Source organism: Bordetella genomosp. 5 (assembly GCF_002261475.1).
Taxonomy (GTDB): Bacteria; Pseudomonadota; Gammaproteobacteria; order Burkholderiales; family Burkholderiaceae_B; genus Bordetella.
Genome location: NZ_NEVN01000009.1, coordinates 325,512 through 342,437 on the forward strand (window position 1 = coordinate 325,512; position 16,926 = coordinate 342,437).

Consider the following 16,926-nt stretch of genomic DNA (forward strand, 5'->3'; position numbering starts at 1 on the left):
GAGCCGTCAGACTACGCCTTTTTTTGCGGCTCGCCCAGGGCAGGCAGGGAGAGTGACCGGATCCTGGACGCCGCGGCTAACTGGCGCTGCGCCGCTCCATCAATGCCCAGGCGATCGTGCCCGCATCGACGTACTCGAGCTCGCTGCCGGCCGGCACGCCACGCGCCAGACGCGTGACCTTGAGGCCGCGCTCGGCCAGGGCTTCGCCCAGGAAGTGCGCGGTGGTCTCGCCTTCGGCGGTGAAGTTGGTGGCCAGGATGACCTCCTGCACCACGCCATCGCTCGCGCGATCGAACACGCGCTGAAAATCCAGCTCGCGCGGCCCCACGCCCTCGAGAGGCGCCAGCCTGCCCATCAGCACGTAATACAGCCCGCGATAGCCATGGCTGGATTCGATGACGTTCTGGTCGGCCGGGGTCTCGACGATGCAGAGCACCGCGCCATCGCGCTTGGGATTGGCGCAGACGTGGCAGATTTCTTCTTCGGTGAAGCTGTTGCAGCGCACGCAATGCCGCAGGTTCTGCAAGGCGCCGGTGAGCGCGCGGCCGAGCATGTCGGCCCCTTGCAGATCATGCTGCAGCAGGTGATAGGCCATGCGGCGCGCCGAGCGCACGCCGACGCCGGGCAGGCGCCGCAACGCCTCGATCAGCGTGACGAGCGGTTCGGGTTCGGGAAGCGAGTTGTCCATCGTGACCATGCGCCGCCAGGGGCGCTGAGGACGGCCGCCCGCGGGCGGCCGAAAAACGCCAGACTCAGAAAGGCAGCTTCATGCCCGGGGGCAGCGGCATGCCGGCGGTGACGCCCGCCATCTTTTCCTGAGCGGTGGCTTCGGCCTTGCGCAGCGCGTCGTTGAACGCGGCGGCGACCAGGTCTTCGAGCATGTCTTTGTCGTCGGCCAGCAGGCTGGGATCGATCGCGACGCGTTTGACGTCGTTGCGGGCGGTCATGGTGACCTTGACGAGGCCGCCACCGGATTCGCCTTCGACCAGGACCTCGGAGAGGGCTTCCTGGGCCTTCTTCATGTTTTCCTGCATCTGCTGCGCCTGGCGCATCAGGCCGGCCAATTGACCTTTCATCATGATGGAGTCTTCCTGTGTTCGGGTGAAAAAGCCGGCGCCTCAGGCGGCCGGCGGATTGTCGACGTGGCGCACCGAGCCGGGCACCACCTGGCCGCCGAAATCGGCAACCAGGGCTTGTACGAAAGGATCGACCTGAACCGCGTCTTCGGCGGCCTGCTGGCGCGCCGCGCGTTCGATCTGTGCGACGGCGTGCGCCGTGGCATCGCCGGTGGCGCCCACCTCGATCTCGAGGCGCAGGCCCTGGCCGAAGTGCTCGCACAGCACGGTCTGGAGGCGCACACGGCTCTCGCTCTCGGCCAGCGTGCGCACGGCCACGCGCAGCAGCACGGCGTCGCCCTGCACGCCCGCCCATTCGCTCTGGCGCGCGAGCTCGGCGGCCAGCCCGGTGACGGGCAGCTTGGCGGCGAGATCGGGCCAGGCCTCGGACGACATGTCGGTGACGCGGCTGCGCGAACCCCCGCGCGCGCGGCGCGGCGCGGGCGCGGCGGGGCCGCGGCTGGGCGGCGGCGCGCGCTCGGCGCTGGCGGCGGGCGCGAGCGTTTCGAAATCGTCGTCAGGATCCTGGGTGAAGGCCTCGGCGGCATAGCCCCCTTCGGCCTCGTCCGGGATGGCTTCGTCGACCCACGACGGCGGGCCGTCGTCGTCGGCGGGCGCGGCGGAGGTCGCGACGTCGCGCGTAGCGACGGCCTGCCGTGCATCAGCCACCGCCGTGGATTGGGGCGCGGCCGGCATAGGTGCGGCCTGTTCAGGCGCAGCGGCGCCCGGCGCGGCGGCGCCCGACGCAACGGAACCCGACGCGGCCGCGTCAGACGTGGCCGCGGGATTGTCTTCCCAGGGCGGCACGCCCGCGGGGCCGGCCGAGACGGCGGGCGGCGCGGGGGGTGCCGGAGGCGAGGCCGGGGCCGACACGACCGCGGCGACGGGATTGCGCGCCAGCGCCGCGCTCTGCGACGGCGCGTCGGCGGCCGGCGTACCGGCGGCCGGCGTACCGGCGGCGGGCGTAGCGGCAGCGGCAGCGGGAGTGTCGGCGGCGGGGCTGGGTGCAGCCTCGGGCGCCCGGGCCTCGACCGCAGAGGGTGCGGGCTGCGCGGCGGGCTGAGCCGGCGTCACCGGAGCCGCGACGGCCGCGGGCGCGGCGGCGGCGACCGGCTCGGCGCGCGGCACCGGCGCGACACGCGCGGGCGATTCGGCCTGCGTGGCCGGACCGGCGTCGCCATGCAGTGCCAGCATGCGCAGGCAGGCCATGATGAAGCCGGCGTATTCGTCGGGCGCGAGCGTGAGCTCGCCGCGGCTGTGCACGGCGACCGAGTAGAACAGCTGCACCGCATCGGGATGCAGGGCGAGCGCCAGGCGCGCGATGTCGGCGGCCAGCGGATCATCGGCGGCGGTGACGCCGGTGACGCGCTGCTCGATCGCGACGCGCGAGAGCAGCACGGCCAGGTCGGCCAGCGCGCCGGCGTATGAGAGCCCGCGGGTGGACAGCTCGTCGGCCACGGCCAGCACGCCGGCGGCGTCGTTCGCGGCGAGGGCGTCGAGCAGGCGCACGAGATGGCGCTGATCGATCGTGCCCAGCATGCCGCGCACGGCGTCTTCGGTGAGATTGCCGGCGCTATAGGCGATGGCCTGGTCGGTGAGCGAGAGCGCGTCGCGCATCGAACCGCCCGCGGCCTGGCCGATGAGACGCAGGGCCGGCACGTCGAACGCGACCTGCTCCTGGCCGAGCACGGCCTGCAGATGCCCGACGATGGAGTCGGACGGCATCTGCTTGAGATTGAACTGGAGACAGCGCGACAACACCGTGACCGGGATCTTCTGCGGATCGGTGGTGGCGAGAATGAACTTGACGTGCGGCGGCGGCTCTTCGAGCGTCTTGAGCATCGCGTTGAACGCGTGCCCGGTGAGCATGTGCACTTCGTCGATCATGTAGACCTTGAAGCGGCCGGCGCCGGGCGAGTACACCGCCTGCTCCAGCAGCTGGGTCATTTCTTCGACGCCGCGGTTGGAGGCGGCATCGAGCTCGAGGTAGTCGACGAAACGCCCGGCATCGATCTCGGTACAGGCCCGGCACACGCCGCAAGGCTTGGAGGTGATGCCGGTTTCGCAGTTGAGCGACTTGGCCAGGATGCGCGACAGCGTGGTCTTGCCGACCCCGCGCGTACCGGTGAACAGCCAGGCATGGTGCAGGCGCTGGGTGTCGAGCGCGTGGGTGAGCGCGCGCACCACGTGATCCTGGCCCACCAGGGTGTCGAACGATCGCGGGCGCCACTTGCGGGCCAGTACCAGATAAGTCATGCCGGGATTGTAGAGCCTCTGGGCGCCCCGGGCCACCGCAGCCGGACTGGGGGACGGAGGGCGCGTGAAATGCAAAAAAGGGGCGCCGCGGGCGAAACCTGCACGATGCGCTGGGCATCGAGGATTCCGCTCGCGGCGCCCCTTTTCTGGGGAAACCGGAGGCGAGCCTTACTCCGGCACTGGTCCTAAACGACTATGGCTGCTTCGTTCCCGACCTGACCAGGTTCACCGTCGAACCATGCGAAGGGGCCCGCCAAATGAGATTCTAGCAGAGCGGGCGTTCGCCCGCTTGCCAGCCTCTCATTTGGCGGTCCCCGGGGGGGCCTGACGGTGTGCCCCCGCCCCCCGCCCTCCCCCCGAGGGGGAGGGAGCTTTTGTGGTTGGGGGAGCCTTGCGGGCTTTGCCCGCTCGTCTCCCAGGGGTTTGGAAACTGCTCGCGGGCTTTGCCCGCTTGCAGTTTCCTTGTGGGTGTTCAATCCGTCAGGACAGCTATTTGGCGGGCATTCAGTCCGTCAGGACTGCTATCAGGCTGCTCGCGCCTTTCACACCTCGATCCAGGTTTTGGCTCTGGGGAAGTAGAGGGCGGCTTGGGCTTGGCGGCCGTCCAGGGCTGTGACTTGGGCGCAGTAGCGGGCGAGTTGGTCTGCGTGGCGCAGGCGCATGCGTTGGGCGAAGGCGTCGGAGGATTCGCCGGGGTGGGGTTGGCCGGTTTTGTAGTCGACGATGAGCCAGCCTGCGTCGGTGGAGAGGGCGAGGTCGATGACGGAGACGCGGCCGGCGGCGTCGATCAGGGGCCATTCGCGGCGGGCGCGGGATTGGGCCAGGAGCCAGGTGCCGCGCTCGTCGTCGAGTGTGGCCTGCAGGGTGTGCAGGACGGCGTCGGCGGCTTCGTCGGCCTGGCTGTCGGGAATGCCGGCGCGGGTGAGCTGGCGGCGCATGGCGGGCAGGCTGTGCGCCAGGCGGTCTGCGCTCCAGGCGGCGGCGCCCTCCTCGCCCATGCGGGCCAGCCAGGCGTGCGCGAGGGTGCCGACGGCGGCCTCGTAGCCGGCGTCGAGTTGCCAGGCCGGATGTTCGCCGGCCTGTGCGCCCGTCACGCCCACCAGACCGGCGGGCAGGATGGGCGCCTCGGCCTGCCGCAGCACGCTGGCGTCGATGCGGCGCAGCGGTTCGCCGCGCCATTGCGGTTGCGCCTGTTCGTCGGCGGCGGGCGGCTGGATGCCTTCGGGCGCGGCCACTGGCCCCACGTAGGGCCACAGGCGCGCCAGCAGGCTGGCGGCGGCGGGATCGCGCACGGCGCCGCTGGCGCGGTCGAGCGCGACGTTGCCGACCAGGTGCAGGCGCTTGCGCGCACGGGTGGCGGCCACGTACAGCAGACGATCGGTCTCGAAGGCCGCCCGGCGGGCCTCGCGGGCGCCGAGATAGCGCGACACCGGATCGGCTTCGGATTCGGCGCGCGGCTTGATCGGGCCCAGCAGCACCTTGCCGCCCTGCTGCTCGAATCGCACCAGCGGCGCCTGATCGCCGCGCGGCGCCTTGTGCAGGCCGAACAGGATCACGGACTCGAATTGCAGACCCTTGGACTTGTGCATGGTCATGATCTCGACCGCGCCGCCCTGCCCCACGGCATCGGGCGCGGCAAAGAGACGCGCCACGGCGGTGTCGAAGGCCGTCATGTCGAGCGCGCCGTGCGGCGCGAGCCGCTCGACCAGCTGGAACAGGCTTTCGGCATCGGTGTTGGCGGCGCCGCCGCCATACAGGCGCGGCCCGCCCAGGCGGCGCCAGACGGTTTCGAGCCAGGTCGCGAGCGGCAGCGTGCCCGCGGCGTTGGCGCGGTCGAGCAGGATCGCGGCCACCCGGGTCAGGCGGGCGTATTCGTCGGGCGCGAGGCGTTGCCGCGCCGTGCTGTCGCCCAGGGTAGTCACCGGCGTCACGGCGTCGGTCTCGTCGCCGAAGAGTCCGCCCTGCGCCGGCACGTCGGTCTGCGGCCGCAGGCTGCGGGCGAGCAGATCTGGAATCGGCGTGATGTGGTCGGCGCCGCACAGGCTTTCGAGCGAACGCAGCGTGAGGCCGCACCACGGCGCGCGCAACACCGACAGCCACGCCATGCGGTCGCCGGGATGCGTGAGCGCGCGCAGCAGTTGCACCAGGTCGGCCACGACCGGACGCTGCGCCAGCGGCACCAGCTCGACCGCCCGGCTCGGGATGCCCTCTTGCGCCAGCCGGCGCGTGAGGCTGCCCAGATGCGAGCGCGCGCGCACCAGGATCGCGACCGGATGCGCCGCGCCGGCGTATTCCGCCAGGGCCTCGCGCACCAGTTCCACCGCGATGTCTTCGGCCAGCGCGTCGCCGGACGACAGTCCGTCGGGGCTCCAGGCCGGATGAAAGCGCACGGCGGGGCCCGGCAGCACCGGATGGAAGGCCGCCGAGGCGCTATAGCGGATCGCGCCCGCCTGGGGATCGTTGTCGGCCGGCAGCAGCCGCGCGAACGAGGCATTGACCCAGTCGACCACCCCGCCCTGCGAGCGGAAGTTGTCGGTGAGCTGCAGGAAATCGAGCGGCACTTCGCCGACGCCGCCCGCGGCGGCCTCGAGGAACAGGCCCACTTCGGCCTTGCGGAAGCGGTAGATCGACTGCATCGGGTCGCCCACCAGGAACAGCGTGCGGCCATCGCTTTCCTGCCAGCCCGCGGTCAGCGTGCGCAGCAGCTCGATCTGTGTCTGGCTGGTGTCTTGAAACTCATCGATCAGCAGATGACGGATGGAGGCGTCGAGCTTGAGCAGCAGCTCGCCCGGATCATCGGCGCTGCCCAGGGCTCGCGACGCGCGCTGCGCGATCTCGATGAAATCGACCTCGCCCGCGGCGCCGAAAACGTGCTGCAACTGCCCGGCCGCAAGCGCCAGCGTGATGAGTTGGGCCGACAGCACATCCCACTGCGCATCGGTGAAGCGCGCGTCGGGCATGCTGCGCACCGAGGCGAGCCGGCGCACCCAGGGCTCGCTGCCGTCGAAGCCGGCCAGCCAGACCGTGAACGGATCCTTGTGCGCGCAGCCGGCCGGAAAGCCGAGATTCTTGTTGATGCCTTTGGGTTTGCGCAGCTCGTCCTGTCCGGTGAGCAGCAGATGGGCGAGCGCACGCCACTGCGGCAAGGCCTCGGCGTCGACCTCGATCGGGCCATCCCAATCGCACAGGGCCTGCAGCCGCGCGTCGCCGATGTCGCCCAGCTGCGCCGCGGCCAGACGCGCGATGCCGCAGAGCGTCTCGTCCCAGCCGAAGGGCAGGCTGTCGTCCAGGCCCGCAAGCTCGGCGGCGAGCGTTTCGGCCATCGCGCGCTCCAGCCCTTCGCGGTCGAGACCGTGATGCAGCAGGCGCAGCCACTGATCGCGCTGACCCAGCATGTCGGCGATCGCCTGCTGCGCCGCCTGCACGTCGACGTCGAGGTGGGCGAGCAAGGTCCGCACGGCCTCGTGTTGATCGGCCAGCGCCAGCGTGGCGCGCGCGGCCGCTTCGTAATGCACGCGCGCGTCGTCGGCGATCTCGGGCATGCCGCCCAAGCCGGACAGCCACGGCATCCCGCGCACCAGCCCCGCGCAGAACGAATCGATGGTGCGGATCGCCAGCCGCGCGGGATGCTGCAGCAGATGCCAGCCGCGCTCGGCGTCGCGGGCCAGCGCGGCGCGCGCCAGCACCCAGCTGCGATGCTCGTGCGCGGCTTCGGGCTCGGGTTCACCGGGCCGCGCGCGCGCGAGCTTCTGCAGCACGCGGGCATGCATCTCGGAGGCGGCCTTGCGCGTGAAGGTGATGGCCACGATTTCTTCGGGCTTGTTCACCGTGGCGAGCAGCGCGAGGATGCGGTCGGTCAGCAGCTCGGTCTTGCCGGAGCCGGCAGGCGCCTGCACCAGGTAGGAGCGCTGCGGATCCAGTGCGCGCAGGCGGGCTTCGTGGTCCTGCGGCAGGCGTTCGTCGTGATGGGCCATGCGCTCAGGCTTCCTCGTCTTCCAGGTCCAGGCGCAGGAACGGCCCGGCATCGCAATACTTCAGATCGTCGCGGCGCCAGCTCAGGTTGGCCGCGTGGCCGCTCGCGTACTCGTCGGCCAGCATCTCGATCGCATCGCGCCAATGCCGCACGATGTCGTTCCAGGGCCGGCCTTCGAACGCTTTGCTGTCGGCCGCTTCGGTCACGCCGTCGATGCCGAGGTCTTCTTCGGCCAGGCCCTGTGCCGTGACCTGGCGCGCATGCACCTGGGCCAGCAACAGGCCGGCCACGCGCGTGTCGGGCGCGTCGCCCGCCAGCACCGAGGCGTAAAAAGGCAGTTGCAGATTGACCGGCCGCGCGCGCGCCCAGTCGGATTCGGGCCGGGCCGCATTGGCGCCGGTCTTGTAGTCGATGATGACGGCGCGGCCATCGGCCAGCGTGTCCATGCGATCCAGGCGCACCTTGAGCGCAAGGGCGCCACGGCGCCATTGATGCGTCTCTTCGACCTGCGCCACGGCAAAGGGCAGACGGCTGGCCTCGAGCTCGAGCCAGCGCGAGATCACGCTGCGTGCGCGATCGCACTCGAGCGCGCGCAGCGCGGCCGGATAGGCCTTGAGCTCGACATCCGCTGCCTGCGCCACGGCACCATCGACCAGGGCCGCCAGACGGCCCTCGGTCATGGCCTGATGCAGCGCCTCCTGATCGGGCAGCATGCGCCAGATCACTTCGAGCGCGCCGTGCAAAAACTGGCCGCGCACGTTGACGCTGGCGGCATCCGCGTACGGCGCCAGCGCGCGCGCGCCGAGGCGGTGCCGCACGAACGCCCACAAGGGATTGCGCGCCTGGGTGTCGAGCACGTCCAGGCCGCCCGTACTGGTGTTGTCGGAGGTGAGCGGCGGGCCCTGATGATCGTCGAGCGACTGCTGGGCCCAGGGCTCGGCCGCATCGCCCGAGGCGGGTTGCCAGCGCAGCAAGGGCACCTCGGCAATGAGCGGCGACGGCCGCAGTTCGCGCTCGCCATCCATCTCGGCATGACTCACCACCAGCTCGGGCGCGCAGCGCGACAGCGCGTCGAACAGCGTGTCGGCCCACAGGCGCTCGCGCTCGGGCGTGGCGCGCGGCGCGCCGGCCTGGCGCAGCACGGCCAGCGGAATCAGGGGATTGGGTTTGGGCGAGGCGGGCAGCACATCATCGGTGAGGCCCAGCATCCAGACCCCGTCCCAGGCGCCGCCTTCGGCCTCCAGCAGACCGAGCACGTCGAGGCGCGCCGCGGGATCGCGCTGCGGCTGGAAGGCACCGGCGCGCGCCGCGCTGGCCAGCAGGCGTACGGCGCCCTTGCCGTTGATCGGGCCGACGGCGGGCGCCAGCGCGGCGAAATCGCCCAGCAGCTCGCCGAAGGCGCCCATCACCTGATAGCCCACGCTATCGAGCGCGTGCTCGCCCGGAAACCCGAGCGCCTTGAGCGTGGCCTTGATGCGCGGCGCCCAGACATCGCAGGGCGCCCGTCCGGGGCCATCACGCCAGGTGGCGAGCGCCGCCTCCCAGCCCTGCGCCAGCCGCGGCGACAGCTCCAGGTCTTTTTTCCAGCCCTCGGCGGTCACGCGCACACGGCCCTGGCGGCGCCAGCGCACATCGATCGCGCCCAGGCGGGCGCCCTCGCTCCGATCTCCGGCGCAATGTCCCGCCAGCAGCGCCGCGCCCAGCGCCGGCGCATCGACATGTCCGTCGGCGGCGAACGCGGCCAGCGCCTCCAGCCAGCACAGCGCGGCATGCACGGCCGGCCACTCGATGAGCGAGCGGCCCACCGCGACGTTGAAGGGCAAGGCGGGCTGCCCGCCGGCGGCCGCGAGCGCGTGGCTCAGCACCCGCCGCGCGAACGGCGCCTCGGCCTCGAGCGAGGCCGAGACGATGGCGTAGCGTCCGTGAGGTTGCGCGCGCAGACGTTCCGCGGCCCAGGCCGCGGCGGCACGCCACTCCGCGCCCCGGTCATGGGCGGCATAGCGGCCCGCAGGCGCGGCCTCGCGCTGGGCTTCCCGCCACGACGACAGCGCAACGCCCTGCGACTGCAGGGCCGTCAGCAGGGCCGCGAAACGCGGCGAGAGCTCGCCGAAGCCGGCCAGCACCACGCGTTCGGGCAGGCGCAGCTCGCCCTGCATCACGGCGCGCGCGACCCGCGCATAGCCCTGGTTGGCGTCTTCGGCATCAAGCTGCGCCAGCATCGCGCGGTAGCGGGCGCGCCAGCGCAGAAAGCCCCGGTACTCGTCGGTCTGGGCGGGCTCGGGGACGTCGAGCTGCCATTCGTCGCACAACAGATCGGCGTCGAGCGCGAGCCGGGCCGCCTGATCGGTATCGAGCAGCACATGATCGCGCTGCTCGGCCAGGATCGCCTCGCGCCACACCAGCTGGGTCGCGAACGATCCCAGGCGGTACGCGGGCAGCTCCGCCTGCGGCGCGAAGGCCAGCTCGGCGGCGGCCTCGACCAGCCAGGCCGACAGCGGCAGGATGCGCGGCAACTCGCTCACCTGGCGCTCGTGCCGCAAGCGCGCGGCGACCTCGAGCGTGAGGCGGCGCGCAAGACGGTTGTTGACGGTCAGGACCAGCGTGCCATCGGCGGGCAGCTCGCCCAACGCATCCGAGGGGCACACGGGCAATGAAGAAAGCAGGTCGTCCTGCATGAATTCGGCTCACGGAAGCCCGGCGAGGCGGGCAACAAGGGAAGCGCCGGCGCGAGCGCCAGCGAATGGGCCCTAGGATACCGAACAAATCGGGGCGATCAGAAGCCGCACAAGGCGGCGACGCTTTCCCAGTTGAGCCGCATGGACGGGCTCAGATAGCCCCAGAAGCCCAGCGCCATGACCAGCGCGAGCGCGCCATAGCCGGTCCAGCGCCAGGCGGAGCGGCGGGGAGACGAAGCGCGAACGTCGGCGGGCGAGGTCATGACTCAGGGCGAGAGGCGAGTGTGCAAGGCAATGCGAGGACGGCGGCGACGCGCGGACTCGGCGAGCGTTACACGCTGCGCACCAAGCCCGGCGGGTGCGCCGAGCCGACCGGGCGCTCGCGCACCGGCAGGCAGAGCAGCGCGGCGACGACCGCCAGGACCAGACCGATCCACCAGATCAAGGTGTAGGCGCCGGTCTGGGCATAGACATAACCGCCCAGCCACACGCCGATGAAACTGCCGATCTGATGGCCAAGAAAGACGATACCCGAAAGCGTGGCGGCATAGCGCAAACCGTAGATTTCGCCGATCAGCCCCTGCGTAAGCGGCACCGTGCCGAGCCAGAACAGCCCCATCCAGGCGGCGAAGCCATACAGCACCCAGGGCGTGAGCGGCAGCACCAGGATCAGCGCGATGCCCACGGCCCGCATCGCATACATGATGGCCAGCAGCCACTTCTTGCTGTAGCGCCCGCCCAGCTTGCCGGCATAGAACGACCCGAACACATTGAAGAGCCCGATCAGCGCGATGGCGGTGGCGCCCTGCCCGGCGTTCAGACCCGCGTCGCCCACGAAGGCGGGCAGATGCAGCGTGATGAACGCCGTGTGGAAACCACAGACGAAGTAGCTGCCGAACAGAAAGTGAAACGAGGGATGCGTGATGGCCTGGCGCACGGCGAAGCCGAGCGCCTGCGGACCGGTGTGCGGCGCGGGCTTGCCGCGCAGGAACCACGCCAGCGGCAGCGCCACCGCCACGAGCAGCGACAGCAGCCAGAGCGCACCGGTCCAGTCGGCGTGCACGATCATCTGCTGACCGGCCGGCACCACCAGAAACTGCCCCAGCGATCCGCCCGCGCTGGCGATTCCCATGGCGGTGCTGCGGTAGGCCGGCGGCACCGCGCGGGCAATGACGGGAAGAATGATCGGGAAGGTGGTGCCCGCCTGTCCCAGGCCGACGACGACGCCGCTCATGAAACAGAGGGTAAAGGGATCGGCGGCATAGCGGGTGCCGATCAGGCCCAGCACATAGAGCAAGGCGCCGAGCGCAACCGTGCGGCCCGAGCCGTAGCGGTCGGCCAGCATGCCCATGAAAATACAGGAGATACCCCAGACCAGATTCTGCAGCGCGAAGGCGAAGGAAAAAACCTCGCGCCCCCAGCCCCGATCGAGGCCCATGGGCTGCATGAAGAGCCCGAACGTGGCGCGCACGCCCATCGCCAGCAACACCACGATCGTGCCGATGACGATCGTGCGTACGGATACCGCTTCTGTATTGGACATAAGCAGGTTTGTCTCGCGTGTTATGTGCCGCTGGCACCCCTGCCCACACTGCGAGCCTGGCGCCGCTGCTGTTGGTATCCGCCCCCCTTTCCCGTGGGCGGCCCGCGCCGTGAAGCGCGGGCCGCTCCATCATAGTCCTGTCGGCCGGCGTCTGGGCAGGCCCTCCGCGGGTTGGCGCACGCGCAACAAAAAGGGCGGCCCCGCCAGGGACCGCCCCGTGCGCCGGCCGGCGCGGGTCAGTGACTGATCATCCAGGGTCGTGCCCCGGCGAACGTCTTGCCGCCGTCGGCCGTGCGGCGCGTCTTGGAAGGCAGTTTGCCCCCCTGGCAGCAACCGCAACCCATCCCATGGCCGCCACGCGAGCTGCGCGGTTCGGCCGCGTTGCGCTCGTTGAGGGCGCGGGCGCGGTTGACCGCCGAGGACAGCGCCGACACCGCCGGCGCGCCACTGACGTACCGCGCGCACGATGCGCCGCAGTCCGGGCAGGCCGCCGGATCGCGCCACTGTGCCAATGGCCTCAGCACGGCGAACTCGCCGCACGCTTCACACCGGTAATCGTAGAGCGGCATGCCGGTCTCCTCAGCGGTCCTGGGCGATGGGCATGTCGACGTCGCCCTTGATGTGTTTGACGGGACCGGACGCCTGCGGCTGGATGTCGAACTCGAAGATCTCGGTCGGCAGCCACAGGGTGGCGCAGGCATTGGGAATGTCGACCACCCCGCTGATGTGCCCCTGCACCGGCGCCGTGCCCAGGATCGAATACGCCTGAGCGCCGGAATAGCCGAACTTCTTGAGATACTCGATCGCGTTGAGGCAGGCCTGCCGGTAGGCGATGTGCACGTCGAGGTAATGCTGCTTGCCACCTTCGTCGACCGAGATCCCCTCGAAAATCAGGTAATCCTTGTAGTTGGGCACGATCGGGCTGGGCTTGAAGATCGGATTGCGGATGCCGTACTTGTCCATCCCGCCCTTGATGAGCGAGACCCGCATGTGCACCCATCCCGCCATCTCGATGGCGCCGCAGAAGGTGATCTCGCCATCGCCCTGCGAAAAATGCAGGTCGCCCACCGAGAGCCCGCCGCCCTTCACATACACCGGGAAAAACACGCGCGAGCCCCGCGACAGATCCTTGATGTCGCAGTTGCCGCCGTGCTCGCGCGGCGGCACCGTGCGCGCGCCCTGGGCCGCGGCGCGGTCGCGCGCCTCCCCTTGCAGCTTGCCCATGTGGGCGGTCTTGGGCGCCGGCGGATTGGCCAGCGGCGGCACGCGGTCGGGTTCGGTGTCGATCAACGCCTGCTCGCGCTTGTTCCACGTATCGAGCATGGCCTGATCCGGCAGGCAGCCGATCAGCCCGGGATGGATGAGGCCGGCGAAGCGCACGCCGGGGATATGGCGCGAGCGCGTGAACATGCCCTCGAAGTCCCAGATGGATTTCTGGGCCAGCGGAAAGTGATCCGTCAGGAAGCCGCCGCCGTTCTTCTTGCTGAAGAAGCCGTTGAAGCCCCAGAGGCTGTCGGGCTTGGCGCCGATGTCGAGCAGATCGACGACCAGCAGATCGCCGGGCTCCGCGCCTTCGACGCCGACCGGCCCGGACAGGAAATGCACCGTGGAAAGATCGACGTCGCGCACGTCCGAGGCGTCATCGTCGTTCTTGATGGCGCCGCCGGTCCAGTCGTAGGTCTCGAGCACGAAGTCGTCGCCCGGCTTGACCCACACCGCCAGCGGGATGTCGGGGTGCCAGCGGTTGTGCACCATCTCGTTCTCGTAGGGCGATTGCGCCAGGTCCACCTTGATCAACGTTTCAGGCATGGCTTGCTCCTTTGGGGATGAACAGCGTCGGCCTCAGACCGACAGGTACTTGCTGATCGACTGCTCGTCGACGTTATCGCGCAGGTCTTCGTGAACGAATCGGCCCTTGTCGATGACGATCAGACGATCCGCGATCTGCATCGTGAAACTGAGTACCTGCTCCGACACGACGATCGCCAGGTTCTTGAGCTGGCGGATCTCGAGCAGGCTGCGCGCGATGTCTTTGATGATGGACGGCTGGATGCCTTCGGTGGGCTCGTCCAGCAGCAGCACCTTGGGCTCGGTCACGAGGGCCCGCGCGATCGCGAGTTGCTGCTGCTGTCCGCCCGACAGATCGCCGCCGCGCCGGTTGCGCATGTCGTGCAGCACCGGAAACAGCGCGTAGATATCCGCCGGCACGGCATCGCGCAGCGCCCGCCCGCGCAGGCCGGTACGGATGTTCTCCTCGACCGTGAGCGTGGGAAAGATCATGCGGCCCTGCGGCACATAGGCCACGCCGCTGCGCACACGCTGGTGGCTTTCCAGGCCGCCGAGGTCCTTGCCATCGATCGACATCGAGCCGTGCATCGCGGGCAGCAGTCCCATCAGGGTCTTGAACAGCGTGGTCTTGCCCATGCCGTTGCGCCCCATGATCGCCACGATCTCGCCCTGCCCCACATGCAGGTCCACGCCGTGGATCACCCGGCTCTGGCCGTAGCCCGACATCAGCCCGTTTACGTTGAACATTTCGCCTCCGTGGCCCGTCAATGGCCGAGATAGACTTCGATCACGCGGGGATCCGACTGGACGTGGTCCATGCTGCCCTCGGCGAGTACCTGGCCCTGGTGCAACACCGTCACCTTGTGCGCGATGTTTTTCACGAACTCCATGTCGTGCTCGATCACGATGAGCGATCGATTGCGGCTGATGCGCGTGAGTAGTTCGGCGGTGCGCTCTCGCTCGGACACGCTCATGCCGGCCACGGGCTCGTCGAGCATCATCAGCTCGGGCTCCTGCATCAGCAGCATGCCGATCTCCAGCCACTGCTTTTGCCCATGCGACAGCAGCTCGGCGGAGCGATCGAGCATGCCCGACAGGAAAATCTCTTCTGCGACCTGCTCGACCCGCTCGACCACATCCGGCGTGCGGCGGAACGCGAGCGCGCCCCACACGCTGCGGCCGCGCGGAAACGACACCTCGAGGTTCTCGCGCACGCTGAGGGTTTCGTAAATGGAGGGCGTCTGAAACTTGCGGCCCACGCCGGCGCGCACGATCTCGTACTCGGCCATGCGGGTCAGCTCGGCGTCCTTGAACCGGATCGAGCCGGAGGTGGCGCGCGTGCGGCCGCAGATGAGGTCGAGCAGCGTGGTCTTGCCGGCGCCGTTGGGACCGATGATGACCCGCAGTTCGCCCTGATCGACGTACAGGTTCAGGTCGTTGACGGCGACGAAGCCGTTGAACGAGACGGTCAGGCTTTCGATGTAGAGTGCGAACGCTTGCGTGCTCATGCTGCCTCCGTCACACCGCTGCCCGTATCGGCCTTGCGCCTGCGCGCCAGCCGGGGCTTGATGTACTGACCGTACAGGCCGGCCAGACCGTTGGGAAACGCCATCACCACCGCAATGAACAGACCGCCCATCAGGAACAGCCACAGCTGCGGAAAGCTTTCCGAGAAGTAGCTCTTGCCGAAGTTCACCAACAGCGTACCGTACACCGCGCCCAGCAGCGAGAGCCGGCCGCCCACCGCGGCGAAGATCACCATCTCGATCGAGGGCACGATGCCGACGAAGGACGGCGACATGAAGCCGACCTGCAGGGTGAACATCGCCCCGCCGATGGCCGAGAACACGGCCGCCACGCAGAACACGAACACCTTGAAGCTCGCCACGTCGTAGCCCGAGAAGCGCACCCGCTCTTCCTTATCGCGCATCGCCATCAGCAGCTTTCCGAGCTTGGAGGCGAGCAGAAAGCGGCCGATCAGGATGCAGGCGAACAACAGGCCGCCGTTGATGAAGTACAGCGTCAGGCGCGCGCTATCGGTGCGGATGTCCCAGCCGAGCAGGGTCTTGAGATCGGTGATGCCGTTCACCCCGCCGGTCCAGCCCTGCTGGCCGATGATGAGCACCGACAGGATCAGCGCCACGGCCTGCGTCACGATGGCGAAGTAGGTGTCGCCCACCCGCCGCTTGAACATCGCGAGCCCCAGCACCAGCGCCAGCAGGCACGGCACCAGCGGCACCGCCATCAAGGTGAACCAGAAGCTCTTGAAGGGCACCCAGAACCAGGGCAGCTCCGTCAGCTGGTTCCAGTCCATGAAGTCCGGGATGCCCGGCGTGGACTGGATCTTGGTGGCCTCCGGCGTGGAGGCTTCCAGCTTGAGGAACATCGCCATGCAATAGCCGCCGAGACCGAAGAACACGCCCTGCCCCAGGCTCAGGATGCCGCCATAACCCCAGCACAGCACCAGCCCCAGTGCCACGAACGCATAGGTCAGGTATTTGCCGATCAGATTGAGCCGGAACACGTCCAGCGCCAGCGGGAACACCACGAATATCAGCGCGGCGAGCAGCCCCAGGCCGATGAGGCCGTGGCGTCCGCCCAGCACGTTGCGATAGAGCGTCTGCATGAAGGTCTCCCGTCGATTCACTTGCGGACCTTGACGCTGAACAGGCCCTGCGGGCGCAGCATCAGGATGAGGACCACCGCCGACAGCGTGAGCACCTTGGCCATGGAACCGGTCATGAAGAATTCCGACACCGACTGCGTCTGTGCGATGACGAACGCGGAGGCGATGGTGCCGAACAGGCTCGCGGCGCCACCGAACACCACGGTCAGGAAGGTGTCGACGATGTAGAGCGATCCGCTGGTGGGCCCGGTGGAGCCGATCGTGGTGAATGCCGCGCCCGCGATGCCGGCAATGCCGCAGCCCAGCGCGAACGTGAGGCGATCGACGCGCTTGGTGTCGATGCCGACCGCGCCGCTCATGGCGCGGTTCTGCACCGTCGCGCGCACATGCAGCCCCCAAGTGGAACGAAACAGCGCGAGCAGCAGGCCGGCCGTCAGCACCAGGGTGATGGACATGACGAACAGCCCGTTGATCGGAATGTCCACGCCGTCCAGCGGCTGCCAGGAGCCCATCAGCCAGTCGGGCAGCGTGGGGCTGACCTCACGCGGGCCGAAAAGCGATCGGAGCGACTGCTGCAGGATGAGTGATAGCCCCCAGGTCGCCAGCAGCGTGTCGAGCGGGCGGCGGTAGAGATGGCGGATCATGGCCCACTCCACCAGCCATCCCAGTGCGAAGGTCACGGCAAAGGCCAGCGCGATGGCAAGGAAGAAGTACACGGGCATCAGGCCGGGCGCGAACTGCTGCACCAGGTCGGACAGCAGATACGTGCAGTACGCACCCACCGCGAGGAACTCGCCGTGCGCCATGTTGATGACGCCCATCTGGCCAAAGATGATGGCCAGCCCCAGCGCCATCAGCAACAACACGCTGAACACCGACAAGCCGTTGAAGCCCTGCATCAGCAGAATGGCCCCGAGGTCGGAGAAGGATTCCATTTCGCACTCCCGGCA

At 69.3% G+C, this 16,926-nt stretch carries 13 protein-coding genes and 1 other RNA gene; all 14 read right to left on the reverse strand.

The window, feature by feature from the left end; translation table 11 throughout:
- Positions 1-76: 76 nt before the first annotated feature.
- The 14 genes from recR to urtB all read right to left on the reverse strand — a co-directional run bounded on the left by recR (position 77) and on the right by urtB (position 16,911).
- Entirely contained in the window at positions 77-688 is a 612-nt protein-coding gene (gene recR / locus CEK29_RS17905; RefSeq protein ID WP_094803285.1) for a recombination mediator RecR, read from the reverse strand.
- 64 nt (positions 689-752) lie between these two features.
- Positions 753-1,079, reverse strand: coding sequence for a YbaB/EbfC family nucleoid-associated protein (locus CEK29_RS17910; RefSeq protein WP_094802755.1), 327 nt, complete (start codon positions 1,077-1,079; stop codon positions 753-755).
- Positions 1,080-1,118: 39 nt separating this feature from the next.
- Positions 1,119-3,371: a DNA polymerase III subunit gamma/tau gene (locus CEK29_RS17915; RefSeq protein ID WP_094858861.1), complete on the reverse strand. Its 2,253-nt coding sequence runs from the start codon at positions 3,369-3,371 to the stop codon at positions 1,119-1,121.
- A gap of 157 nt (positions 3,372-3,528) precedes the next feature.
- Positions 3,529-3,626, reverse strand: an RNA gene (gene ffs, locus CEK29_RS17920) — signal recognition particle sRNA small type.
- Between the two features lie 287 nt (positions 3,627-3,913).
- Entirely contained in the window at positions 3,914-7,345 is a 3,432-nt protein-coding gene (locus CEK29_RS17925; RefSeq protein ID WP_094858862.1) for a UvrD-helicase domain-containing protein, read from the reverse strand.
- Between the two features lie 4 nt (positions 7,346-7,349).
- Positions 7,350-10,019 (reverse strand): PD-(D/E)XK nuclease family protein, encoded by a 2,670-nt coding sequence (locus CEK29_RS17930; RefSeq protein ID WP_094858863.1) that lies wholly within the window; start codon positions 10,017-10,019, stop codon positions 7,350-7,352.
- A gap of 98 nt (positions 10,020-10,117) precedes the next feature.
- The gene (locus CEK29_RS23950; protein ID WP_170948535.1) at positions 10,118-10,282 is read right to left on the reverse strand and encodes a hypothetical protein; all 165 of its coding nucleotides are present in this window, start codon (positions 10,280-10,282) and stop codon (positions 10,118-10,120) included.
- A 68-nt stretch (positions 10,283-10,350) separates the two neighbouring features.
- A complete protein-coding gene (locus CEK29_RS17935) occupies positions 10,351-11,562 on the reverse strand; it encodes an MFS transporter (protein WP_094858864.1) in 1,212 nt (403 codons plus the stop codon).
- A 236-nt stretch (positions 11,563-11,798) separates the two neighbouring features.
- Entirely contained in the window at positions 11,799-12,131 is a 333-nt protein-coding gene (locus CEK29_RS17940) for an FmdB family zinc ribbon protein (RefSeq protein WP_094802765.1), read from the reverse strand.
- Between the two features lie 10 nt (positions 12,132-12,141).
- Positions 12,142-13,371, reverse strand: coding sequence for a formamidase (fmdA, locus tag CEK29_RS17945; protein ID WP_094802767.1), 1,230 nt, complete (start codon positions 13,369-13,371; stop codon positions 12,142-12,144).
- A gap of 33 nt (positions 13,372-13,404) precedes the next feature.
- The gene (gene urtE / locus CEK29_RS17950; protein WP_094858865.1) at positions 13,405-14,097 is read right to left on the reverse strand and encodes an urea ABC transporter ATP-binding subunit UrtE; all 693 of its coding nucleotides are present in this window, start codon (positions 14,095-14,097) and stop codon (positions 13,405-13,407) included.
- Positions 14,098-14,114: 17 nt separating this feature from the next.
- Positions 14,115-14,858 (reverse strand): urea ABC transporter ATP-binding protein UrtD, encoded by a 744-nt coding sequence (urtD, locus tag CEK29_RS17955; RefSeq protein ID WP_094802771.1) that lies wholly within the window; start codon positions 14,856-14,858, stop codon positions 14,115-14,117.
- A complete protein-coding gene (urtC, locus tag CEK29_RS17960; RefSeq protein ID WP_094858866.1) occupies positions 14,855-15,976 on the reverse strand; it encodes an urea ABC transporter permease subunit UrtC in 1,122 nt (373 codons plus the stop codon). Before urtC ends, urtD begins: the two co-directional genes overlap by 4 nt.
- Before the next feature lie 17 nt (positions 15,977-15,993).
- Positions 15,994-16,911 (reverse strand): urea ABC transporter permease subunit UrtB, encoded by a 918-nt coding sequence (gene urtB, locus CEK29_RS17965; RefSeq protein WP_094858867.1) that lies wholly within the window; start codon positions 16,909-16,911, stop codon positions 15,994-15,996.
- Positions 16,912-16,926 lie beyond the last annotated feature (15 nt).